The sequence below is a fragment of the Streptomyces sp. ICC4 genome (assembly GCF_003287915.1).
GTDB lineage: Bacteria > Actinomycetota > Actinomycetes > Streptomycetales > Streptomycetaceae > Streptomyces > Streptomyces tritrimontium.
Window position 1 is genome coordinate 5021071 of sequence record NZ_CP030286.1, and the last position, 21760, is coordinate 5042830.

The following is a 21760-nucleotide window of genomic DNA, read 5'->3' on the forward strand; positions in this document are numbered from 1 at the left end:
TTGTTACTCACCAGGAAGAGCCAACTCGAACCACACGGTCTTGCCCGACTTCCCGTGCCGGGTCCCCCAGCGCTGTGCCGAGACCGCCACCAGATGCAGCCCGCGACCCCCCTCGTCATCGGGCTTGGCGATCCGTTCGCGGGGCGGATCCGGAAGCGGATCCGAAACCTCCACGAGAAGTGCCGGACCCGCGGGCACCCCCGCGGCGGCCGGATTGCGCCGTACCAGGCGCACCCCGATGGGGCCGGAGGCGTAGCGCAGGGAATTGGTGACCAGCTCGCTGACCAGCAGGACGGTGACATCGCCGACGGAGTCCAGACCCCAGTCGCGAAGGGTGCCGCGCACCGCGTGGCGCGCGGTGCGGACGGCACCCGGTTCGGCGGGGAAGGCCCACTCGGCGCATTCACCGTCTGTGTCGATCACGCCGATCACTTCCCGGGCCGGCTGGCGACCCCAGTCCGGTTCGACAGGGACAGAACCACGGGGGACAAGTACGAGATAGGGATTAATAGCGACATACCCGATATTCGCGGCGTCGTACCACTCGCTCCCCCACGGACCGGCGCACTGTGGCGCAGACGGCCTAGCCGCGTGCGCGTCACGCGCCCCCGCGAGCCACCCCCGCGGCGCCGGCGGCCCGCGCCCCGGCGTCCGGGTCCGCTGGAGACCCCGCCCCGGCGTCCGGGTCCGCTCGCGACCCGGCCTCCGCCGCCAGTCTGCGGCCGGCCTCGGCGACCGCCGGCCGGTCCTGGTCGAGCCAGTCCACCGAGTCCAGCTCGCCGGGCGCGAGCCAGCGCAGCTCGTCGTGGTCCTCCAGCGCGACCGGGTCGCCGGAGAGCAGCCGGGCCGTCCACACGTGCAGGACGAGGCCGGGCTTCAGCGGCCACTCCCCCGGGATCCGCTCCAGCGCCTCGGTCTCGACTCCGAGTTCCTCGCGCAGTTCCCGTACGAGCGCCTCGGGCACCGACTCGCCGGGCTCGGTCTTGCCGCCCGGCAGCTCCCAGCGGCCGGCGAGCTCCGGGGGCGCGCTGCGGCGGGCCGCCAGCAGGCGGCCCTCATGACAAAGGGCTCCGCCCACGACCACTCGTACAGTCATGGGCGGAGCCTATGGCAGCGGCGGCGGGAGCGGCGACCCGCTCAGTTCGTCGTGGCGGTCCGGCCGGCGGTGCTGCCCTGGACGAGCCGCTCGATCCAGTAGAGCTGCTTGTGCCCTCTGTCCTCGAGGCTGTCGGCGACCTTCTGGGCCTCGGCCCGGGTGGAGTACCGGCCCACCCGGTAGCGGTTGCCGTTGTCGTCCTGCCGTATGACCAGCCACGGGAGCAGGGCACCGCTGTCGTTCATCGCGTTTCACCCTCCGCCGACGTACCTGCCCGGGAAACCGCATTGCGCATATGCCCGAGCCTACGCCCGACCTTTACTCAGCGGATACGGTTTTTCACGAAGAGGTACCTCCCGGGCGTACGCATCCGGCCATGCGTACGAGTGGGCCGTGCGCGCCGGTTCAGACCCCGCGCACGGTCGGCAGCGGCAGAATCACCGCCCCGCCCGGGGAGGCCGTGCGGCAGACGTCCCCGCAGGTCGCGTCGAGTGAACAACAGAGCGAGCAGATCGGGCCGGACTGTACTGGGCAGTCGGCGATGTCGGGGAGTTCGTACGCGGTCTCGCAGACGGAACAGAGGTGCGTCGCGGTGACGTCCGCGATCTCGACCCCGGGGCCGTTGACGGTGTTCGTCCTGGCCAGGTAGTACTTCCCCTTCGTCGCCCACGCGATCAACGGGCAGAGGACGAGCGCGAGTCCGGCCGCGATGAAGGTGGAGAAGGCCTCGGCGTATGTCCCGAAAAGGCCGAAGAAGGCGAGGATCGAGACCGTGGAGGCGATCACCATCGCGCCGAAACCGGCCGGATTGACCGAGTACAGGTAGGCGCGCATCAGCTACCCGGCCCTAAAGGGCCGGGCTTGGAGGTAGAGCCCAACTGGCTGCTGGGTAGTCCCCTCCGTCCAGCACCCTAAGCGGGCGCAGGGGCGTGTGACTCCGCCCCGCTTCGCCACAAATCCCACGCACGTGCGCGGATGTTGCGGGAGGCATTGCGGTCTGCGTGATCAACGAATCCGCACGACCGGCACGCGAACCGTCCCTGAGAGACACGGTTCAGCTTGTCTGTGTGCCCGCACTCCGCGCACATGCGGGAGGTGTAGGCGGGGTCGACGAACAGCACGGGGACACCGGCACGACGCGCCTTGTATTCCACGAACTGGCCGAGCTGGGCGAAGGCCCAGGAGTGCAGCGCGACCCGTTGGGGCTTGCGAAGCCGTACCCGCTGGCGGATACCGGCAAGGTCTTCCATGCCGATCCCGCGTCCGGTGCGTTCAGCCTCGGTCACGATGTTTTTCGAGATGATGTGGTTGGCCTCGGTCGCCTTGCGCTGCTCCTTGCGGGACTGCCGCTTGAGTACGCGCTTGGCGGACTTCGTGCCCTTCTTCTGGAGCTTGGCCCGCAGGGCAAGCTGACACTTGCGGTATCGGTTCAGCCTGTGTCCGGCGTGGATCTTCCCGTCCGAGGTGGTGGCGATGTTGACGATGCCCAGGTCCACGCCGAGGAAATCGGTCGGCTCGATGGGCTCGGCCTCGGGAACCTCGCACGTGGCGATCAGGAACCACATTCCGTCACGGTGTACCAGGTCCGATTCGCCCTTGCGGTGTTCGACCAGCAGCTTGCGGGCCTGCTCGGAGCAGACGAACTGCACCCCGCGCAGGCGACCGGTGGTCGTCCAGATGGAGACGATCTGCTCGTCCACCTGCCAAGACAGGCAACGGTCGTCGTACGGCTGCGCCGCATCCTCCCGGAAGACGATCGGCTTCGACTCGGCCTTGGCCCGACGCTTGGATCCGGGCTTGCCCAGGTTCCCGGCACGGATGTTCGCGCGCAGGGTGGTGTAGGCGTCGGCAACCTTCCGCAGCACATGCAGCGCGGGCTGCGCCGACAAGCCCCGGGCCTTCAGATCGTGATAGGCGAAGCCCTGCAACGCCCTACGCGAGGTCTCGCCCCGCTCGTATGCCTGCGCGGAGAGCCAGTTCGCCGCCTCGTTCGCCGTGCGCAGGGTGCACTCAAGTGCCGACGCCACCTCGGGCGTAGGCATGAGCTTCACCTGCACGACGATCTTCACCGCAGCGCCGCACCTTTCGCTTCCCCGCTCAGATTCTCCGACGATCCCACGCACGAGCGACCGCCCCGCAGACCACCGGCTACCGCACCGGCAGGTGGTAGGCCAGGCGGTAGCGGTCCGCCGGGACCACGACGTCCGCGGTCTCCACGGCCCGGCCGGACGCGAAGTACGTGCGCCCGATCACCAGCACCACGTGCCCCGGCACCCCGCCGAGGAGCAGGCTCTCCGCCGCCAGGCCCGGCCGCGCGCCGACCTCCTCCACCACGTTGTCCACGACCACGTCGATCGCGGCCATCCGGTCCACCACACCGGACCCGCCCAGCGGCCCCTCCTCCGGAAGCATCACCGGACTCCGGCCGGTCACGGCCAGCGGCTCCCACGAGGTCGACAGCATCATCGCCTCCCCCGCGTCGCGGTAGACGTACCGCGTGCGCATCACGCGGGCGCCCGCCTCGATGCCGAGCCGCTCGGCGATGTCCGCCGGGGCCTCGACCTGTTCGCTGTTGGAGTCCCACGTGCCGCGGGCGCCCGCCTCCGCCTGCTCCTGGCGGAAGGGCGTCGACACCCCGCCCGTGCGGTAGCCGGAGCGGGCGACGCGCCGCGGCACGGGCTGCTCGCGCACGTACGTCCCGGATCCGGAGCGGCCCTCGACCAGCCCCTCCGCCATGAGGACCTTGCGCGCCTCCAGGGCCACGGTGTCGGAGACCCCGTACTCCTCGCGGATCCGGGCCTGTGAAGGCAGCCGGGCGTGCGGTGGCAGGGACCCGTCGACGATCTTCCGTCGCAGATCCCCGGCGACCCGCAGATAGGCCGGCTGCTCGCCGAATGTCACTGGCCACTCCCATCAGGTTGACAGACAGCTACACCCTGGCAACCGACGGTTGTACATCGCAAGCAAGGGCCAGAGTTTCACCCGAAGTGATGAAGCCAGGTCACTCAAACCCGCGCGTTCACGGACACCGCCGCACGTTACCGCGCGTTACCCCTCGTTACGGTCACGCGGACTCCACGGACGGGCTGCGGCCCGGCCCCGGCGGCGTGCCGGGCGCACCCGGTCCGTCCCCCGCGGGCTCCTCCAGCCACGGCGGAACCGTCGTGGACAGCCCGTAGGCCCCGCGCAGCACCTTCTCCACCTCGACGGGCAGCGCGGCGGCCGCCCGGTCCCACGCGTCCAGGAACCCGTCCGGGGTCTTCGCCAGCGCCGCCCGCTGCCACTCGCGCCGCGCGACGTCCAGCCGCTCCCGCTGCACGCCCGCCGGCCCGGACAGCTCCGGCCGCGCCTTCGCCCCGTCGAGCAGCCGGGCCTCGTCCCCCAGCGCCAGGTCCACCTCCCGCGCCCAGTCCCGGTACGCCGGCAGCTCGTCGTCCACGTCCCCCTCCGGCGCGCGGCTCAGCACCGCGTCGACCCCGTTCATCGTCCGCAGGAAGGCCACCTGGTCGGGCGTCAGCGTGCCGGCGTCCTTGCGCAGGCTGCCCCGGTGGTCCTGCTCCGCCGTCCCGATCACGCAGACGATCCGCCGGTCGCCGTCGCTCCAGCTCCCGCGCGTGGGGGCGAAGTAGAACGACTCCGCGTACGCGGGCAGCGCCCACGTGTCCATCGCGTACGCGTCCTGCGCGCTCAGGCAGTCGCGCGCCGCGGTGTCCCTCAGCTCCTCCGCGCCCGGGAACCGCCGCCCGCCCAGCGACGTCGCGGAGGTGACCTCCGCGTCGTGGATCTCGGCGCAGTCGATCCGGTACACCAGCGGCGCGGCGGCGTACAGGTCCCCGCCGGGAACGTTGAAGCAGTGCCCGACGCGCAGTTCGGCGGCGTCCGTGAGCACGCCCGCGACGTCCCCGGACGGCCGCGCCGCGCGCGCCCGTTCGCCGAGCTCGTCCGCGGCCCGCTCCACGACGGGGACCGCGAGGACGACGGCCGCGCTCATCACCACGGACACCACCAGCCCGACCACGGCGAGCGCCTTGCCCCGCTCGCCCTTCTTCGCGATCTGTACGAGGGCCACGACCGCGAAGACGATGCCCAGCGGCGGGAAGCACAGCAGCCCCACGAGCAGCGAGGCGAGCGCGAAGCCGTTGAGCGCGGGCGGCTGCCGGTCCGCAGGCCCGTACGGGCCTCCGTACGGGCCTCCGTACGGCGGCGGCGTCGGGGACGGAGGCGGTGCGGGCCACTGGTGCGGGGGCTGGCTGCTCACGGGGTGGGGTGCTCCATCAGGGCATGGCGGCGACGGGGAGCGTCCGCCCGGATCCGCGTGCGAACGAATGCGCGAATCGTACGCAGCGGGGGCGACCGCCTGAACGGTCGCCCCCGCACTTCACCGCGTCACCCGCTCACGCTCCGCTCAGAACTGGAGCGCCCAGGAGTCGATCTTGCCGGTGTCGATGTTCGCGTTGTCGTTGACCCGGAGCTTCCACACTCCGTTGGCGACCTCGGAGGAGGCGTTGACCGTCACGGACTTGATGATGTTGTCCGCGCTGCCACCGGTGCGGTTGTGCAGGTTGTACAGGGTGCCGTCGGGGGCGACCAGGTCGACCTTCAGGTCACCGATGTACGTGTGCTTGATGTCGACCGAGACGCTCAGCGTGGCCGGGGCGTTGCCGGAGATCCCGCTGACGGTGACCGGCGAGTCGACGGTGGAGTTGTCGGCGATCGCGTAGTCGTTCAGGTTCTCGAAGCGGGTGCCCGGGTTGGGCGGGGTGGTACCGGTGCCGACGCGGAGCAGGCGGTTCGGGGAGCCGGTGCCGGGGCTGGTCACGACGTTCGGGGTCGCGGCGGCGACGAGGCCCGCGGAGATCTGGGCCGGGGTGCTGCCCGGGTTGTCCGCGAGGTAGAGGGCGGCCGCGCCCGCGACGTGCGGAGAGGCCATCGACGTGCCCGAGATGGTGTTGGTGGCCGTGTCGCCCGTGCCCCACGTGGAGGTGATCGAGGAGCCCGGCGCGAAGAGGTCCAGGACCGCGCCGAAGTTGGAGTAGCTGGCCTTGGCGTCCGTGTTGGTGGTGGCGCCGACCGTGATCGCCTCGGCGACGCGCGCCGGGGACTTGGTGGAGGCGTTGGCCGTCTCGTTGCCCGCCGCGACGGCGTAGGTGATGCCGGAGGCTATGGAGTTGCGTACGGCGGTGTCGAGCGCGGAGTCCGCGCCGCCGCCGAGCGACATGTTCGCCACGGCCGGCTTGACGGCGTTCCGGGTCACCCAGTCGATGCCGGCGACGACCTGGGCGGTCGTACCGGAGCCGTTGTTGTCGAGCACACGGACGCCGACGATCTTGGCCTTCTTGGCCACGCCGTACGAGGTGCCCGCGACGGTGCCGGCCACGTGCGTGCCGTGGCCGTGGCCGTCCTGCGCGGTGTTGTCGTTGTCGATGGCGTCGTAGCCGTCGGAGGCGCGGCCGCCGAAGTCCTGGTGCGTCTTGCGGACGCCGGTGTCGATGATGTAGGCCGTGACGCCCTCGCCGGCCTTGTCCGGGTAGGTGTAGCTCTGGTTCAGCGGGAGCGCCGCCTGGTCGATCCGGTCCAGGCCCCAGGAGGGCGGGTTCGGCTGGGTGGTGTCGACGGTGAACACCCGGTTCTGCACGACCGACTTGACGGCGGGGTCGGCGGCGAGCTCCCTGGCCTGCGCCTCGGAGACCTCGACGGAGTAGCCGTTGAGGGCGGCGCTGTAGGTCCGGTCGATCCTCGCGCCGTACCGCTTGGCGACGGCCTTCCCGCTGTCGGCGGTGGAGCGGGCGGCGGAGTCGTTCAGGGTCACGATGTAGCTGCCGGAGACGGTGCCCTCGGCACCGGCGTTCTCGATGACGCCCTGCGGGGCGTCCGAGGCCGCGAAGGCGGGTAAGGCGCCGGCGGCGCCGAGCGCGAGGGCCAAGGTGGCGGTCGCGCCGATGCCGGCGATCTTCCGGCGGGTGTGACGCATCACGGACATGTGAGGGTTCCTCCTCATAGGTGGTGCGCTGCGGGGGGTGCGCGGCTGTCCCGGCCCCGGGTTTGGGCATGGCCATGACAATGCGCATGGCAGGTTCGACCATGCGGCATTCGGCCCAACGGGCCGCCGCTCCTGAAAGGTTGACCCACCGACTCGGCTCCCCACAAGAGGACAACGGACGCGTAACATCCGTGCCATACGCAAGCCATGAACGAGCAAAGGCGCTCCGCACATGACGCACGCACTCCCCGGCTACGTCTGCCCCGAAGACGGCGCGCGGGCGGACGCCCGGACCGCGCCCTGGTGCTGCCCCCTCTGCGGCGGGCCGTGGGACCTCGACTTCACCCCCGATCCCGGCGTCCCGCTGGACCCGGCGGCGGGCCCCGGCTCGCTCTGGCGGTACGGCCCCGCACTGCCGCTGACCGGGGCGTACGGCGTGACCCTGGCGGAGGGGAACACCCCGCTGGTGCCGCTGGCGGAACGGGTGCACGCCAAGCTCGACTTCCTGATGCCCACGCTGTCGTTCAAGGACCGGGGCGCCGTGATGCTCGCGGAGCTCGCGCGCCGGCTGGGCCCCGAGCGGGTGGTCGCGGACAGCAGCGGCAACGCCGGGACGGCGTTCGCGGCGTACTGCGCGCGGGCCGGGCTCGCCTGTGAGGTCTTCGTGCCGGAGGGCACCTCGGCGAAGAAGACGGAGCAGATGCGCGCGCACGGCGCGACGGTCCGGGTGGTGCCGGGCGGCCGCGAGGCGGCGGCGGTGGCGGCGCGCGAGGCGGCCGACCTCCCCGGGGTCTTCTACGCCAGCCACGTCTTCAACCCCTACTTCCTGCACGGCACCAAGACCTACGTCTACGAGGTGTGGGAGGCGCTCGGCGGCCACCTCCCCGAGGTGCTGGTGGTCCCCGTCGGCAACGGCACGCTGCTGCTCGGGGCCGCGCTGGCGATCGAGGAGCTGGGCCGCCGCGGGGTCCGCCCGCCGGTGTTGATCGCCGTCCAGTCGGCGGCGGTCGCCCCGCTGGCCTCGGCCTTCCACGCGGGCGCCGAGGACGCCGAACCGGTCCCGCAGCTCCCCACGGTGGCCGAGGGCATCGCGATCCCGGCCCCGCCCCGGGCCCGCCAGATCCTGGCGGCCGTCCGTAAGTCCGGCGGCACCTTCCTGACCGTCCCGGACGACCGCGTCCGCGCGGCCCAGCTCGACCTGGCCGGGCGCGGGCTCTTCGTGGAACCGACCGCCGCCGCCTGCTGGGCCGCGGTCGGCCCCGGCGCGCCCGGCAACCCCCTCCACGAGCGCACCGCCGTGGTCCCCCTCTGCGGCGCGGGCGCGAAGTCGGGCCTGGCCCCGGCGCGGGCCTGACGGGCGGATCGGCTTCGCGAGCGGGCCGCCCCCACGGGCGATCCACCCGCTGAGGCACCCGCTGAGGCGCCCGATGGGTGCACTGCCCAACGACATAGGCTCCGGGTCATGCGCACCTCAACGACCCGCGTCTGGATCGCCCTCGCCCTCGTCTACGTGGTCTGGGGTTCGACCTACCTCGGCATCCGGATCGTCGTCGAGACCATGCCGCCCTTCCTCTCCGCCGGCGCCCGCTTCCTCACCGCGGGCGCCCTCCTCGCCGGCATCGTCGCCTGGCGCCGCGGCCCGGCCGCCCTCAAGGCCACCCGCGCCCAGGCGGGCTCCGCCGTCCTCGTCGGCCTGCTCCTGGTCCTCGGCGGCAACGGCCTCGTCGTCCTCGCCGAGACCACGGTCCCCTCCGGGCTCGCCGCCCTCCTGGTGGCCGCCGTACCGATGTGGCTGGTCGTCCTGCGCGCCGGCTCCGGCGACCGCCCCTCGCCCCGCACCCTGGCCGGGGTGCTGCTGGGCCTGGGCGGGCTCGCCGTCCTGACCAGCCCCGGCTTCGGCGGCGAGATCGGGCTCGGCGGGGTGCTCCTGGTGCTCACCGCCTCGGTGCTCTGGGCGCTCGGCTCGTTCTCGGCGGCCAGGCTGACCCTGCCCGCCGACCCCTTCGCCGGCAGCGCGTACCAGATGCTCGCGGGCGGGGCCGCCGGGATCCTCGTGGGCCTGTGCCGCGGCGAGCAGCACGGGCTGGACCCGGCCTCGTACTCCACCGCGTCCTGGCTGGCCCTCGGCTACCTCGTGCTGTTCGGCTCGCTCGTCGGTTTCACCGCGTACGTGTGGCTCCTGCGGGCGGCACCGCTCTCGCTGGTGGCCACGTACGCCTACGTGAATCCGGTCGTGGCCGTCGCCCTGGGCTGGCTCATCCTCGACGAGGCCCTGACCTGGCCGATCCTGCTCGGTGGCGCGATCGTCGTGGCGGCGGTGTGCGTGATCGTGAGCACGGAACGCCGTACCGTCTGACCATCCGGCCGTCTGACCATCCGGCCGTCTGACCGTCTGACCGGCGCCGGCCGTGGGTGGCCGTCAGCTGTTCGCGGCCCGTTCGTACAGCGCCTTCGCCCGGCCGTCGAACAGCGCGGCCGTCGAGTCCACGTCCGTGTCCCCGCCGCTCAGCACCCCGATCAGCTGCCCCGGGTGCCCGGGCCCGCCCCGGTCGGCGATCCACGGGCTGCCGCTGGTCCCCGTCCAGAAGCCGGAGCAGTTGATGTAGAGCATGGCGGGGTCGTCCTCGTCGTGCCGGCTCTGCGTCGTACAGGCGACGGGCTTGTTCTCGGGGTTGTGCTGCGATTCCGGGTAGCCGACGACGGTCACCTCCCGGTCGTAGCCGGAGGTCCAGACGGGCTTGGCGGCCTCGTCGTGCCCGACGACCTCCTGCAGGCTCCGCCCGTCCCCGTCCGGTTCGACGGAGAGGAAGGCGAAGTCGGCGGTGTCCTCGCCCCACTTCGTCCAGCGCTCGTCGACCTGGACGGAGCGCACCTTCCACACGCCGAGCGGCTGCTTCCCGGAGCCCTCGCCGGAGAAGGCGGGGGCGAAGGCGAGCTCGCCGATGGCCAGCCCGTCGTGCGCGACCTCGCCCGGCTGCCCGTCCTCCCCGGCGGGGGCCACGCAGTGCGCGGCCGTGGCGACGACGTTGCCCTGCGGGCTGTCGACGACGCTGGCGGTGCACCAGTGCTCGCCGCCCGCCATGAGCACCCCGACGGTGGGGAAGGGCAGCACGTTGCGGTCCTCGTAGCCGCCGGCGGTGTCGACGAACACCACGGCGAGCACCGCGGCGAGGCCGGCGACGGCCGCCGAGGCGATCGCCTTGGCCCCGGGGCTCATCGGGGGGCGGCGCCGCTTGCGCTGCCGCTTCCGGCCGGCCGCGGCTTGGGGGTGGGTGCGGACATCACCTTGCTGATCCACTCCAATGCGCCCTCCCGCATCCCGCGTACGTACGACTTCCCGTTGTGCTCACCATCCTGGATCACTTGCAGCGTGGTGTGCACGGGACCCTTGCCGTAGTCCTTGATGAACTGCTCGGCCTTCTCCCGGCCGGTCTCCGCGGTGCCGATCTGGAAATTGACGTAGACGTCCGGGCCGCCCGCCTTGATCAGCTTCGCGGCGAGCTTCTCGGGGTTGTTCTCGTCCATGGCCTGCGTGTTCCCCTTCCACAGCGGGGAATCGGGGACGATGTCGACCCCGCTCGCGATGGCCGCCTTGAAGCGGTCGGGGTACTTCAGGACGTGCTTGAAGGCGCCGAATCCGCCCGCCGAGGAGCCCATGAAGGCCCAGCCGTCGCGGGAGGTGAAGGTCCGGAAATTGGCCTTCGTGAAATCCGGGACGTCTTCGACCATCCAGGTGCCCATCTTGGGCTCTCCGGGGATGTCGGAGGCGTCGAAGTGGTGCTTGGTGTCGGCGTTGTGCACGGGCATGACCAGGATGAAGGGCAGGCTCGTACCGGCCTTCGCCCCGTCGCTCACCGCCTGCTGGAGGCCGAGGCCGGGGCCCGTCCCCCAGTAGTTCGTGGGGTAGCCGCGGCCGCCGGGCAGCGAGATCAGGACGGGGAAGGCGCTGTCGGCGTACGCCGGGTCGTCGTACTCCTTCGGCACCCACACCCACACGTCACCCGTGAAGCCGGACTTCGCGCCGGTCAGGGTCGTCCTGGCGATCTGCGTGCCGTCCGGCAGCCGGGAGGTGCGGACGAACTCGGCCTTCGGCCCGGTCGGCATGCTCACGCCGGACCGGGCGTCGGAGGCGGTGGAGGCCGCGGTCCGGGACTTCCCGAAGGAGACGGGATCGCCTATGTCCGAGAAGAGGCCGTAGTGGTAGCCGGCCGCCCCGCCGCCGGCCACGAGGACGAGGCCGAGCCCGCCGCTGATCAGGATCCGGCGCCGGCGGCGCGCGGGACGGCGGCCGGCGCCGGTCGTGGCACTGGCGCCGTCGGTCGTGCCGCCGCCGGTCGTGGCGCTGCCGTCACCCTGCTGGTCTTGGTGCACGGAATGTTCCCGTTCCCTCTCCGGCGCCCCCGCGGAAGCGCGGGGCCGACCGATTGGTCGCCCTTACATCCTTAACAGAGGTATGAACGACCGGCCGGGTTGCCTGGGACGGACGGACGTGGCGAGGGCCACGCGGGTGAACGCCCCGGAGCGCTCCGGGAGCGGGACCCCGGTCAGCCGGCTTCGGGCTTCGGGCCCTTCAGGACCTTGCTGATCCACTCCAGCGAGCCTTCCTTCATGCCGCGCACGTAGTGCCAGCCGTTGTGCTCGCCGTTCTGGATGTCGCGGATGGTCATCTTGACCGGGCCCTTGCCGTACTTCTCCTGGAACTGCGTCATCCGCTGCTTGCCGCTCTCCTTGGTCCCGATCTGGAAGTTGATGTGGACCTCGGGGCCGCCCGCGTCGATCAGCTTCTGCGCCAGCGTCTCGGGGTTGTTCGCGTCCATCTCCGCCTGGTGGCCCTTCCAGAGCGGGGAGTCGGGAACGATCTCGCCGCCGCTGGCGATCACGGCCTTGAACTTGTCCGGGTGCTGGAGGAGCTGCTTCATCCCGACGAAGGCACCGGAGGAGGAGCCCATGAAGGCCCAGCCGTCGCGGGACTTGTACGTACGGAAGTTGGCGCGGGTGAAGTCCGGGATGTCCTCGGCGATCCAGGTGCCCATCTTGGGCTGGCCGGGGATGTCGGAGCCGTCGTAGTAGTACTTCGCGTCCGGGTTCAGCACGGGCATGATCACGATGAACGGCAGGCTCGTACCGGCCTGGACGCCCTCGCTGATGGCCTTCTGGAGGCCGAGGCTGCGGTCGGACCAGTAGTTGGCCGGGTAGCCGTTGCCGCCGGGGAGCGCGATGAGGACCGGGAAGCCGCTCTTGGCGTACTTCGGGTCCTCGTACTCCTTGGGCGTCCACACCCAGACGTCACCCTCGAAGCCGGACTTGGCGCCGACGAGGCGGGTCTTGGCGATGATCGTGCCGTCGTCGAGCTTGGCGGTCTGCTTGAAGGCGGCCGCCGGGCCCGTCGCCTGCTGTACGTCGGGGTCGCCGCTCGGCGTGGGCGCGGTCTTCGGGGCCTCGTCCGGGGTCTTCTTCCCGGTGCCCGCGTCGGCGGGCGGCGGGGTCTTGCCGAAGCTCACCGCGGAGCCGTTGCCGGAGAACCAGTCCAGCTTCCAGGCGGCGAAGGAGCCGCCGCCGAGGAGGAGCGCGAAGGCGACGGCCGCGGCGGTCCACACCGTACGGCGGGAGCGCCCGGAGCGGCGGGGCGGCTGCGGGGGGCAGAACCGCGACCTCGCAGGTCTTTTTCAAAGGAACCTCATCCACCGAAATGGACGGGGTATCAACTTTTTGGCGTTGATTTTTGGCACGCTGTTGAGTTCTCAAGGAACGGACGCTTCCTTTGTACTCACCCTCTCGGGCTTTCCTCCGGGCGCTTCCTTCGTTCTTGCGTTTCCGACTCTATCAGAGTCAGTCTCGCTTGTTTTCCGCCTTCCGGTTCTTCGCTTTCGCGTTTCCCTTTCCGGCGATTCCGACTCTATCAGAAGATTTCCACCGGATTTCCCGGCTTCAGTTTCCTGAATGAAGAGTCGAGTGCCCACTTGGAATTCAATTCCGGGGGGCGAGAAAGACTTTAAACCATCGCTGCCGAACTTGTCCAGTTCGAGGCAACCGTTCGAATCTACCTCCCCACAGCCACCGTGTCAACGGTGTTTGCGGGACGACGAGGAGACTAGCAGCTCAGCGTGCCCGCACGCACATCAGGCCGCGGTGGGGAGCGTCGCCGTGCGGTCCGCGACCTCCACGTCGCCGACCTCGCCCGCGCGGGCGGCACGGCCGCCGAGGACGTAGACGTAGACCAGGAAGAGGGCCTCGGCGGCCACGCCGATGGTGATGCGGGCCCAAGTGGGCAGGCCGGAGGGGGTGACGAAGCCTTCGATCAGGCCCGAGATGAAGAGGACCACGGCCAGGCCGATGGCCATGCCGATGGCCGCGCGGCCCTGTTCGGCCAGGGCCACCCGGCGGGTGCGCGGGCCGGGGTCGATGACCGTCCAGCCCAGGCGCAGGCCCGTGCCGGCGGCGACGAAGACCGCCGTCAGTTCGAGCAGGCCGTGCGGGAGGATCAGGCCGAGGAAGACGTCGAGTCGGTCGGCGGAGGACATCAGGCCGATGCCGACTCCGAGGTTCAGCATGTTCTGCCACAGGATGTAGAGCACCGGCAGGCCCAGGAAGGCGCCCAGGACCAGGCAGATCGCGGCCGCCTGGGCGTTGTTCGTCCAGACCTGGGCCGCGAAGGAGGCCGCGGGGTGGCTGGAGTAGTACGCCTCGTACCCGCCGCCCGGCTTCGTCATCTCCTTGAGGTCCGCCGGCGCCCCGATGGCGCCCTGGATCTCGGGATGGGTCGCTATCCACCAGCCGACGAGCACGCCGACGGCGGTGGAGAGCAGCGCCGTCGGTATCCACCAGCGGCGGCTGACGTAGACAGCGGCCGGGAAGCCGGTCGTGAAGAACCGGACCGCGTCGCGCCAGCCGCCCTTGCGGGCTCCCGTCACCGTGGCGCGGGCCCGGGCGACGAGCTGGGTCAGGCGGCCCGTGAGCATCGGGTCGGGGGTGGTGGACTGGATCAGCGAGAGGTGGGTGGCCGTGCGCTGGTAGAGCGCGACGAGCTCGTCGGCCTCCGCTCCCGTGAGGCGCCGGCCCCGGCCCAGGAGCTGTTCCAGGCGGGCCCACTCCGCCTGGTGGGCTGCCACGAAGACGTCGAGATCCATGTGGTTGGCGCTCCCCTGCCCCTGGTTCCTGCTGGTCCCCTGATTTTTTCTGCTTCTTCTGTGGTCAGCTTGGCAGACTGGTTGCCAAAGGGGCGGGGCAGGTCACGTGAAGGGTGAGTGCAGCGGTGAGCGATCTGGTGACGGGGGACGCGGTCGTCTTGGGGCTGCGGCCGGCGAGGCTGCCGAGCCGGGCGCTGGCGATCCTGCTGGACTATCTCGTGTACATCGTCGGGTATCTGCTCATCACCCTCGGGCTGACCTTCGCCATCGCCTCGATGGACGGGGCGGCGCAGGCGGCCGTGTCGGTGGCGTCGTTCGTCCTGATCATGGTCGGCGTGCCGATCGCGGTGGAGACGCTGACGCACGGGCGGTCGCTGGGCAAGCTCGCCTGCGGGCTGCGGGTGGTCCGCGATGACGGCGGTCCGATCCGCTTCCGGCACGCGATGGTGCGCGGGGCCTTCGGGGTGTTCGAGCTGCTGATGCTCTTCGGGTCCATCGCGTGCATCGCCTCGCTGTTCTCGGAGCGGGGGCGGCGCCTCGGCGACGTGTTCGCGGGGACGCTCGTCATCCGGGAGCGGGTGCCGGGGGCGCGGGTGATGCCGGTGCCTCCGCCGCCGCCGTGGCTGGCCGGGCGGTTCGGGGGGCTGGACCTGTCGGCGGTGCCGGACGGACTGTGGCTCGCGATACGGCAGTACCTGACCCGGATGGACCAGCTGGATCCGCAGGTGGGCGCCTCGATGGCGGTGCGGCTCGCGGACGATCTGGTGGCGCGGACCGGTGCTCCGCCGCCGGTCGGGGTGCCGGCCGCCGCGTTCCTGATGGCCGTGGTGCACGAGCGCCAGTCGCGGGACGCCGCCCGGGCCTTCCGGCAGCCCGCTCCCGGAGCGGTGCCCGTGCCCGTACCCGTTCCCGTGCCGTACGGGCAGCCCGCTCCCGTGGTGATGCCGGCCCTCGCACCGGCGGCACCCGCGCCCGTGGCGCACGTGCCCGTACCGGCGCCCGTGGCGGACCGGCCGCCTCGTACGACCGGGTTCGCGCCGCCGGCCTAGGCCGTCTCGAAGGACGACGGCGGGGTTTCCAGGTGTTCGAGTTCGATGCCGGGGGCCGCGAGGACCACGTCGCCGGCGAGGTGGACCGTGTGGACCTCGCCGGTGTCCAGGGCGCTGACCTGGTATTCGTCGACCAGGAGCGGGCCGCTGTCGGTGGGGTGCTCGGCGCGGCGCAGGAGGGCCCAGGCCTGGTCGACCGTACGGGCCGCCAGGACGGGGTCGGTCAGGGCGACGAGGCGGACGCGGGTCGCGGGGGCGCCGGGGGTCAGGCGGAGCAGCCGGGCGGTGGCGACGAGGAAGGCCGGGGAGGTGCCGGTGAAGCCGGACGCCCCCGGGACGTTGCCCTCGGTCGCCTCGGCTCCGGCCGGGTCGGTGCGGACCCAGGTGACGCCGTCGATGGCGGCGCCGCGGACCTGCCAGCTGGAGGCGTTGACCTCGAGGCGGATGGGGCGGCCCAGCTCGTCGACGGCCAGGTCGACGGAGCCGCGGTGCCCGCCGTCGGGGGCGGTGAGCTGGGAGACGTAGCGCCAGCCCGAGGGGCCCGGGGCGCAGTGGAAGTGCTCCTCGCCGAGGGCGGTGTGGTCGTGCGGGTCGTGGAGCGAGTAGCGGCCGCGGGGCATGGGGCGTCTTCCTGGGTCTCTGGCGGGTACGGGGCAGGCCCCCGGCACGGATGCCGGGGGCCTGACGCGTGGGTGCTCTCGTGGGTGCCGCGGATCCTCGGGGATCAGTAGCGGTAGTGGTCCGGCTTGTACGGGCCCTCGACCTTGACGCCGATGTAGTCGGCCTGCTCCTTGCGGAGGGTGGTCAGCCGGACGCCGAGGGCGTCGAGGTGCAGGCGGGCCACCTTCTCGTCCAGGGCCTTCGGCAGGACGTAGACGTCGGTGGGGTACTCGGACGGCTTCGTGAACAGCTCGATCTGGGCCAGGGTCTGGTCCGCGAAGGAGTTGGACATGACGAACGAGGGGTGGCCGGTCGCGTTGCCCAGGTTCAGGAGGCGGCCCTCGGACAGGACGATGAGGACCTTGCCGTCGGGGAACTTCCAGGTGTGGACCTGGGGCTTGACCTCGTCCTTGACGATGCCCTCGATCTTCGCGAGGCCGGCCATGTCGATCTCGTTGTCGAAGTGGCCGATGTTGCCCACGATCGCCTGGTGCTTCATCTTGGCCATGTCGGCGGCCATGATGATGTCCTTGTTGCCCGTGGTCGTGATGAAGATGTCGGCGATCTCCACGACGTCGTCGAGGGTGGCGACCTGGTAGCCGTCCATGGCCGCCTGGAGCGCGCAGATCGGGTCGATCTCGGTGACGATGACGCGGGCGCCCTGGCCGCGCAGGGACTCGGCGCAGCCCTTGCCGACGTCGCCGTAACCGCAGACGACCGCGACCTTGCCGCCGATGAGCACGTCGGTGGCGCGGTTGATGCCGTCGATCAGGGAGTGCCGGCAGCCGTACTTGTTGTCGAACTTCGACTTGGTGACGGCGTCGTTCACGTTGATCGCCGGGAAGAGCAGGGTGCCCTCGGCCATCATCTCGTAGAGGCGGTGGACGCCGGTGGTGGTCTCCTCGGTGACGCCGCGGATCTCGGACGCGAGCTGCGTCCACTTCTGCGGGGCCTCGCCCAGGGTGCGGTTGAGCAGAGTGAGGATGTACGCGTACTCCTCGGAGTCCGCCGTCGACGGGTCCGGGGCCGCGCCGGCCTTCTCGAACTCGACGCCCTTGTGGACGAGGAGGGTGGCGTCGCCACCGTCGTCGAGGATCATGTTCGGGCCGCCGGTGGGGGTGTTCGGCCAGGTCAGCGCCTGCTCGGTGCACCACCAGTACTCTTCCAGCGTCTCGCCCTTCCAGGCGAAGACGGGGACGCCCTGCGGGTCTTCCGGGGTGCCGGTCGGGCCGACCGCGATGGCGGCGGCCGCGTGGTCCTGCGTGGAGAAGATGTTGCAGGAGGCCCAGCGGACGTCGGCACCGAGGGCGACGAGCGTCTCGATGAGGACGGCGGTCTGCACGGTCATGTGCAGGGAGCCGGTGACGCGGGCGCCGGCCAGCGGCTGGGTGGCGGCGTACTCGCGGCGGATCGACATCAGGCCGGGCATCTCGTGCTCGGCGAGGGTGATCTCCTTGCGCCCGAAGGCGGCCAGCGAAAGGTCCGCGACCTTGAAGTCGGTGAATGCGGCAGTCATGTGGATGCTGCTCCTCGTGGGATCGAGAGGTTGGGTACGGCTGAGCCGCGCACCGCCCGCGGGGGTGGCGCACATGGCGCTCAGTCCGTCGGGGGTCCTCTCTCCCCTCGGCCGGTCCTGGGGACCGCCCGACCGCCATCAGCAGCGACGCCTGACACTGATGACGAATCTACACCGATCGGCGGAGCGCGGCTCGGACGGCTGCGGGGCAAGTCACGCCTCGGGTTCGGGCCATCCGGCGGAACAGTTCAGGGCCTTTCGGACTTTTGATGCACCCCCTACATGTTGGAGGATGCCGGTGGGTCGGGTCTTTTGCGCGATCCCGCAGGACGAAGGCGTGAGGAGATTCCAGTGACCAGTCCGGCAGTCCCTCCTGGCAGCGGAGGCACGAGCGGGCGGAAGCCCGTGAAATTGGTGGCCGTCACCGCGTGCCCGACGGGTATCGCGCACACCTACATGGCCGCGGAGAAGCTCCAGCAGGCCGCCGACCGGCTCGGTGTGCAGATGAAGGTGGAGACCCAAGGCTCGATCGGAGCGGAGAACGTACTCTCTGACAACGATGTCAGAGACGCGGACGCCGTCATCATCGCCGCCGACAAGGAGGTGGACCTCGAGCGCTTCGCCGGCAAGAAGGTGCTGTCCACCGGCGTCGCGGACGGCATCCACCGGCCGGAGGAGCTGATCCAGCGCGCGCAGAGCGCGCCGGTGCAGTCCGGAACGGCCGCGGGACCGGGCGCCGGCGGGGCCGGCGCGGCCGGCGGCGGCCATCAGCGCAGTCAGGCGTACAAGGCGCTGATGAACGGCGTCTCGCACATGATCCCGTTCGTGGTCGTGGGCGGTCTGCTGCTCGCCGTGTCGCTGTCCCTGGGCGGTCACGCGGACGCCAAGGGCGGGCTGGTCATTCCCGACGGGACCTTCTGGTTCTACGTCAACAAGCTCGGCGTGACCGGCTTCAGCCTGATGCTGCCGATCTTCTCCGGCTACATCGCCTACGCCCTCGGTGACCGGCCGGCCCTCGTACCCGGCATGATCGGCGGTTTCCTCGCCGCCGACGCCGTGCACATCTACGGGGCCGACGCGAACGCAGGCTTCCTGGGCGCCATCGCGACGGGCTTCATCGCGGGCTATCTGGTCGTGTGGATCAAGAAGGTCAAGGTCCCCAAGGTCATCCAGCCGATCATGCCGATCATCGTGATCCCGATCGTGTCGACGGTGGCCCTGGGGCTCTTCTACATCTACGTGATCGGGAAGCCCATCTCCTGGGTCTTCACGAACCTGACCAGCTGGCTGAACGGGATGACCGGCTCCAGCGCGATCGTGCTGGGCACCATCATCGGCCTGATGATCGCCTTCGACATGGGCGGTCCGGTCAACAAGACCGCGTTCCTCGTCGCCGTCGGCCTCATCGGCACCAACAACCACGTCATGGGCATGGCCGCCGCGGCCATCCCGGTCATGCCGCTCGGCCAGGGCCTGGCCACCCTGCTGCGCCGCAAGCTCTACAGCGACGAGGAGAAGGAGACGGGCCTCGCCGCCCTGTTCATGGGCTTCTTCGGCATCTCCGAGGGAGCGATCCCCTTCGCCGCCGCCAGGCCCGCGCAGGTCATCCCCGCGAACATGCTCGGCGGCGCGGTGGCCGGTGCGATCGCCGGTGTGGCCGGGGTCCAGGACTCGGTGCCGCACGGCGGTCCGATCGTCTCGCTGTTCGGCGCCATCAGCGGTGTCGCGATGTTCTTCGTGGCCATCGCGGCCGGTGCGGTCGTGACGGCGCTGACGACGAACGCGCTGATCGAGTTCAAGCTGCGCCGCGACGGCGTGAGCCCCGGGTCGCCGGTGCTCTCGCCGGAGCCGGTCCTGGTCGGGGCCGGTGTGGGTGCGGGTGCGGGTGCGGGTGGCGGGACGGCCGTACGGGCGCAGGCCACGGCTCCCGGCGGCGCGGGCGGTGCGGGCGGTGCGGGCGGCGAGGGCGACTCGGGCGACCGGCCCGAGGTGCTGTCGGGGTACCTGACCGAGCAGACCGTGAAGACCGAGCTGGCCTCGGACTCCAAGGAGGCCGCGATCCGCGAGATGGCGCAGATGCTGGCCACCACCGGCAACGTCCGCGACGTGGACGAGCTCGTACGGGTCGCCCTGGCCCGGGAGGCGCAGGGCACGACGGGTCTCGGCGAGTCCATCGCGATCCCGCACGCCAAGACGGACGCCGTGACCCGCCCGACGGTGGGCTTCGCCCGGTCCGACGAGGGCATCGAGTGGGGCGCGCTGGACGGCACGAAGGCCCGGCTGGTCTTCATGATCTCCGTACCCGAGGCCGCGGCCGGGGACGAGCACCTGCGGATCCTGGCGCTGCTGTCGCGCAAGCTGATGGACGCCGGCTTCCGGGAGCGGCTGCAGGCCGCGCCGGACAAGGCCTCGATCCTGGAAGTGCTGCGCGAGATCCAGTAGCCGCGCGGCTCCCTCGCCCGGCCCCCCACCTGCTGGTGGGGGGCCGGGCGCGTTCGCGCCGCGACCGGCCCGTACAGTGCGGCCGCGAGTCTGATCGCGGAGAACACAAGGGGCGGGATCGTGGACGTGCGGGGCGGGGCGCCGGGGCGCCGGACCGGGGTGGCAGCGGTGGTGCTGCTGGTGCTGGGCGCGGTGCTGAGCTGCGCCGGCGGCATCGGCGGGTACTTCTTCATGCCCACGAAGGTCATGACGTCGGGCCACATGGGGCCGTCCCACCCGGCGGGCTCCTCGATGGTCTTCAACCTGCTGATCACCAAGGTGGAGCGCGGCGACGTCGTGCTCTTCGACGCCGCGGCCTGGGGTGAGCGGCACCTGTCCGTGGAACGGGTGGTGGCCGTGGGCGGCGACCACCTCGCCTACGCGCCCGGTGACCGGACCTTCACGCTCAACGGGAAGCCCCTGGCCGAGCCGTACGTCCTGGACGGCGACCCCGTGGCGGGCACGCCCGGCGCGTTCAGCGTGACGGTGCCCGAGGGCCGGATGTTCCTGATGGGCGACACCCGCGGCAACTCGGCGGACTCCCGCTACCGGTACCAGACGGCGCCGCACGGGACGGTTCCCGAGTCGGACGTGAAGGGTGCGGTGATCGACGACGGCGATCCGCTGCTCGTCGGCCTGCGGTCCCTGGTGCTCTGCGGGATCCCCGTGCTGCTCGCGGGCGTGTGGTGCGGAGTGGTCGCCGCGCGGCAGCGCCGCCGGGCGGCGGCCTCCGCCGCGGCGTCCGTGCACGCATGGCACGTGCCGCCGGGCGTCTGAGGGAGTCCGGGTACGGCGAAGGCCCCCGTACGGCCGTGGGAGCGGCTGAGCGGGGGCCTCCTCACCTCACGGCGCGGTCAGTGGCCGTCGCCGCCCGGGGACTTGGCCGGGTTGGTGCCCGCGGCCGCGGCCGCGGCGTTGTAGATGTCCGGCTCCAGGTAGATCACCCGGGCGATCGGGACGGCCGCGCGGATGCGGGCCTCGGCGGCGTTGATGGCGGCCGCCACCTCGCTCGCCGTGTCGTCGCTCTGGACGGAGATCTTCGCGGCGACCAGCAGTTCCTCGGGGCCCAGGTGCAGGGTCCGCATGTGGATGACGCCGGTCACGACGTCGCCGTCGACGACGGCGGCCTTGATCTTCTCGACGTCCTCGGTGCCGGCGGCCTCGCCGAGCAGCAGGGACTTGGTCTCGGCGGCGAGCACGATGGCGATGATGATCAGCAGGATGCCGATGCACAGGGTGCCGATGCCGTCCCAGATGCCGTTGCCGGTCGCCAGCGCGATGCCGACGCCCGCGAGGGCGAGGACCAGGCCGATGAGGGCGCCCAGGTCCTCCAGGAGGACCACGGGGAGTTCGGGGGCCTTGGCCCGCTTGATGAACTGGCCCCACGAGAGGTTCCCGCGGATCTCGTTCGACTCCTTGATCGCGGTGCGGAAGGAGAAGGACTCCGCGATGATCGCGAAGATGAGCACGCCGATCGGCCAGTACCAGTGCTCGATGGCGTGCGGGTGCTGGATCTTCTCGAAGCCCTCGTAGATGGCGAACATGCCGCCGACGGTGAAGAGCACGATGGAGACGAGGAACGCGTAGATGTAGCGCTCGCGCCCGTACCCGAAGGGGTGTTGCGGGGTCGCCTCGCGCTGGGCCTTCTTGCCGCCGAGCAGCAGCAGGCCCTGGTTGCCCGAGTCGGCCAGCGAGTGGACGCTTTCCGCGAGCATCGACGAGGATCCGCTGAAGACGAAGGCCACGAACTTGGCCACCGCGATGGCCAGATTGGCGGCGAGTGCCGCCACGATCGCCTTGGTACCGCCCGACGCGCTCATGGTTGCGATGTGTCCCTTCCTCGGTGCGGCG

General features: G+C 71.2%; 19 protein-coding genes and 1 pseudogene. 5 read left to right on the top strand and 15 right to left on the bottom strand.

From position 1 onward, the window contains the following. Nucleotides 1–3: 3 nt before the first annotated feature. The 8 genes and pseudogenes from DRB89_RS23410 to DRB89_RS23445 form a co-directional block, all read right to left on the bottom strand. Nucleotides 4–432 carry an ATP-binding protein gene (locus DRB89_RS23410; protein ID WP_112446892.1) on the bottom strand — a complete coding sequence of 143 codons (429 nt, stop codon included), beginning with the start codon at nucleotides 430–432 and terminating at the stop codon, nucleotides 4–6. Between the two features lie 166 nt (nucleotides 433–598). Further along, nucleotides 599–1096 carry a (deoxy)nucleoside triphosphate pyrophosphohydrolase gene (locus DRB89_RS23415; RefSeq protein ID WP_239516297.1) on the bottom strand — a complete coding sequence of 166 codons (498 nt, stop codon included), beginning with the start codon at nucleotides 1094–1096 and terminating at the stop codon, nucleotides 599–601. A 41-nt stretch (nucleotides 1097–1137) separates the two neighbouring features. Further along, complete coding sequence (locus DRB89_RS23420; protein WP_112446890.1) at nucleotides 1138–1341, bottom strand: SPOR domain-containing protein; 204 nt, start codon at nucleotides 1339–1341, stop codon at nucleotides 1138–1140. A gap of 160 nt (nucleotides 1342–1501) precedes the next feature. Then, nucleotides 1502–1927, bottom strand: a pseudogene (locus DRB89_RS23425) (hypothetical protein); the annotation flags it as partial. A gap of 80 nt (nucleotides 1928–2007) precedes the next feature. Continuing rightward, a complete protein-coding gene (locus DRB89_RS23430; RefSeq protein ID WP_112446888.1) occupies nucleotides 2008–3165 on the bottom strand; it encodes an RNA-guided endonuclease TnpB family protein in 1158 nt (385 codons plus the stop codon). A 79-nt stretch (nucleotides 3166–3244) separates the two neighbouring features. Next, nucleotides 3245–3997 carry a GntR family transcriptional regulator gene (locus DRB89_RS23435; RefSeq protein WP_112446886.1) on the bottom strand — a complete coding sequence of 251 codons (753 nt, stop codon included), beginning with the start codon at nucleotides 3995–3997 and terminating at the stop codon, nucleotides 3245–3247. A gap of 163 nt (nucleotides 3998–4160) precedes the next feature. Continuing rightward, nucleotides 4161–5354 (bottom strand): DUF4190 domain-containing protein, encoded by a 1194-nt coding sequence (locus tag DRB89_RS23440; RefSeq protein ID WP_112463403.1) that lies wholly within the window; start codon nucleotides 5352–5354, stop codon nucleotides 4161–4163. A gap of 147 nt (nucleotides 5355–5501) precedes the next feature. Beyond that, nucleotides 5502–7076 carry a S8 family peptidase gene (locus tag DRB89_RS23445; RefSeq protein WP_112446881.1) on the bottom strand — a complete coding sequence of 525 codons (1575 nt, stop codon included), beginning with the start codon at nucleotides 7074–7076 and terminating at the stop codon, nucleotides 5502–5504. 232 nt (nucleotides 7077–7308) lie between these two features. Here DRB89_RS23445 and DRB89_RS23450 point away from each other — a divergent pair, with 232 nt between their 5' ends. Together DRB89_RS23450 and DRB89_RS23455 are read left to right on the top strand one after the other, a co-directional pair. After that, nucleotides 7309–8430 (top strand): pyridoxal-phosphate dependent enzyme, encoded by a 1122-nt coding sequence (locus DRB89_RS23450; protein WP_112446879.1) that lies wholly within the window; start codon nucleotides 7309–7311, stop codon nucleotides 8428–8430. Between the two features lie 108 nt (nucleotides 8431–8538). Next, the gene (locus DRB89_RS23455) at nucleotides 8539–9432 is read left to right on the top strand and encodes an EamA family transporter (RefSeq protein ID WP_112446871.1); all 894 of its coding nucleotides are present in this window, start codon (nucleotides 8539–8541) and stop codon (nucleotides 9430–9432) included. A gap of 63 nt (nucleotides 9433–9495) precedes the next feature. Here DRB89_RS23455 and DRB89_RS23460 read toward each other — a convergent pair whose 3' ends face one another. The 4 genes from DRB89_RS23460 to DRB89_RS23480 all read right to left on the bottom strand — a co-directional run bounded on the left by DRB89_RS23460 (nucleotide 9496) and on the right by DRB89_RS23480 (nucleotide 14203). Next, nucleotides 9496–10293: a trypsin-like peptidase domain-containing protein gene (locus DRB89_RS23460; RefSeq protein WP_112446868.1), complete on the bottom strand. Its 798-nt coding sequence runs from the start codon at nucleotides 10291–10293 to the stop codon at nucleotides 9496–9498. Continuing rightward, entirely contained in the window at nucleotides 10290–11447 is a 1158-nt protein-coding gene (locus DRB89_RS23465) for an alpha/beta hydrolase-fold protein (RefSeq protein WP_112446866.1), read from the bottom strand. The genes DRB89_RS23460 and DRB89_RS23465 overlap by 4 nt, the downstream gene beginning before the upstream one ends. A gap of 173 nt (nucleotides 11448–11620) precedes the next feature. After that, entirely contained in the window at nucleotides 11621–12673 is a 1053-nt protein-coding gene (locus DRB89_RS23470; protein WP_112463404.1) for an alpha/beta hydrolase-fold protein, read from the bottom strand. 522 nt (nucleotides 12674–13195) lie between these two features. Next, complete coding sequence (locus tag DRB89_RS23480) at nucleotides 13196–14203, bottom strand: stage II sporulation protein M (protein ID WP_112450251.1); 1008 nt, start codon at nucleotides 14201–14203, stop codon at nucleotides 13196–13198. 125 nt (nucleotides 14204–14328) lie between these two features. Between DRB89_RS23480 and DRB89_RS23485 the strand changes: the two genes are divergently transcribed. Then, nucleotides 14329–15252, top strand: a complete 924-nt coding sequence (locus DRB89_RS23485) for an RDD family protein (protein ID WP_112450250.1) — start codon at nucleotides 14329–14331, stop codon at nucleotides 15250–15252. Here DRB89_RS23485 and DRB89_RS23490 read toward each other — a convergent pair. Both DRB89_RS23490 and ahcY read right to left on the bottom strand, forming a co-directional pair. Further along, the gene (locus tag DRB89_RS23490) at nucleotides 15249–15872 is read right to left on the bottom strand and encodes a hypothetical protein (RefSeq protein WP_112450249.1); all 624 of its coding nucleotides are present in this window, start codon (nucleotides 15870–15872) and stop codon (nucleotides 15249–15251) included. The two genes, DRB89_RS23485 and DRB89_RS23490, sit on opposite strands and share 4 nt — an antisense overlap. Before the next feature lie 104 nt (nucleotides 15873–15976). Next, nucleotides 15977–17428 (bottom strand): adenosylhomocysteinase, encoded by a 1452-nt coding sequence (gene ahcY / locus DRB89_RS23495; protein ID WP_112450248.1) that lies wholly within the window; start codon nucleotides 17426–17428, stop codon nucleotides 15977–15979. Between the two features lie 351 nt (nucleotides 17429–17779). Between ahcY and DRB89_RS23500 the strand changes: the two genes are divergently transcribed. Next, a complete protein-coding gene (locus DRB89_RS23500; protein WP_112450247.1) occupies nucleotides 17780–19870 on the top strand; it encodes a fructose-specific PTS transporter subunit EIIC in 2091 nt (696 codons plus the stop codon). A gap of 120 nt (nucleotides 19871–19990) precedes the next feature. Further along, the gene (gene lepB, locus DRB89_RS44810; RefSeq protein ID WP_239516298.1) at nucleotides 19991–20686 is read left to right on the top strand and encodes a signal peptidase I; all 696 of its coding nucleotides are present in this window, start codon (nucleotides 19991–19993) and stop codon (nucleotides 20684–20686) included. Nucleotides 20687–20763: 77 nt separating this feature from the next. Here the strand turns inward: lepB and DRB89_RS23510 are convergent, their stop codons facing one another. After that, nucleotides 20764–21729, bottom strand: a complete 966-nt coding sequence (locus tag DRB89_RS23510; RefSeq protein WP_112450246.1) for a cation transporter — start codon at nucleotides 21727–21729, stop codon at nucleotides 20764–20766. Between the last annotated feature and the right edge of the window lie 31 nt (nucleotides 21730–21760).

What these genes read in the sequence shown, in the direction of transcription:
- DRB89_RS23415 (WP_239516297.1), bottom strand. Translation starts at nt 1,096, where the DNA reads ATGACTGTACGAGTGGTCGTGGGCGGAGCCCTTTGTCATGAGGGCCGC.
- DRB89_RS23420 (WP_112446890.1), bottom strand. Translation starts at nt 1,341, where the DNA reads ATGAACGACAGCGGTGCCCTGCTCCCGTGGCTGGTCATACGGCAGGAC.
- DRB89_RS23445 (WP_112446881.1), bottom strand. Translation starts at nt 7,076, where the DNA reads ATGTCCGTGATGCGTCACACCCGCCGGAAGATCGCCGGCATCGGCGCG.
- DRB89_RS23450 (WP_112446879.1), top strand. Translation starts at nt 7,309, where the DNA reads ATGACGCACGCACTCCCCGGCTACGTCTGCCCCGAAGACGGCGCGCGG.
- DRB89_RS23455 (WP_112446871.1), top strand. Translation starts at nt 8,539, where the DNA reads ATGCGCACCTCAACGACCCGCGTCTGGATCGCCCTCGCCCTCGTCTAC.
- DRB89_RS23460 (WP_112446868.1), bottom strand. Translation starts at nt 10,293, where the DNA reads ATGAGCCCCGGGGCCAAGGCGATCGCCTCGGCGGCCGTCGCCGGCCTC.
- DRB89_RS23480 (WP_112450251.1), bottom strand. Translation starts at nt 14,203, where the DNA reads ATGGATCTCGACGTCTTCGTGGCAGCCCACCAGGCGGAGTGGGCCCGC.
- DRB89_RS23490 (WP_112450249.1), bottom strand. Translation starts at nt 15,872, where the DNA reads ATGCCCCGCGGCCGCTACTCGCTCCACGACCCGCACGACCACACCGCC.
- ahcY (WP_112450248.1), bottom strand. Translation starts at nt 17,428, where the DNA reads ATGACTGCCGCATTCACCGACTTCAAGGTCGCGGACCTTTCGCTGGCC.
- DRB89_RS23510 (WP_112450246.1), bottom strand. Translation starts at nt 21,729, where the DNA reads ATGAGCGCGTCGGGCGGTACCAAGGCGATCGTGGCGGCACTCGCCGCC.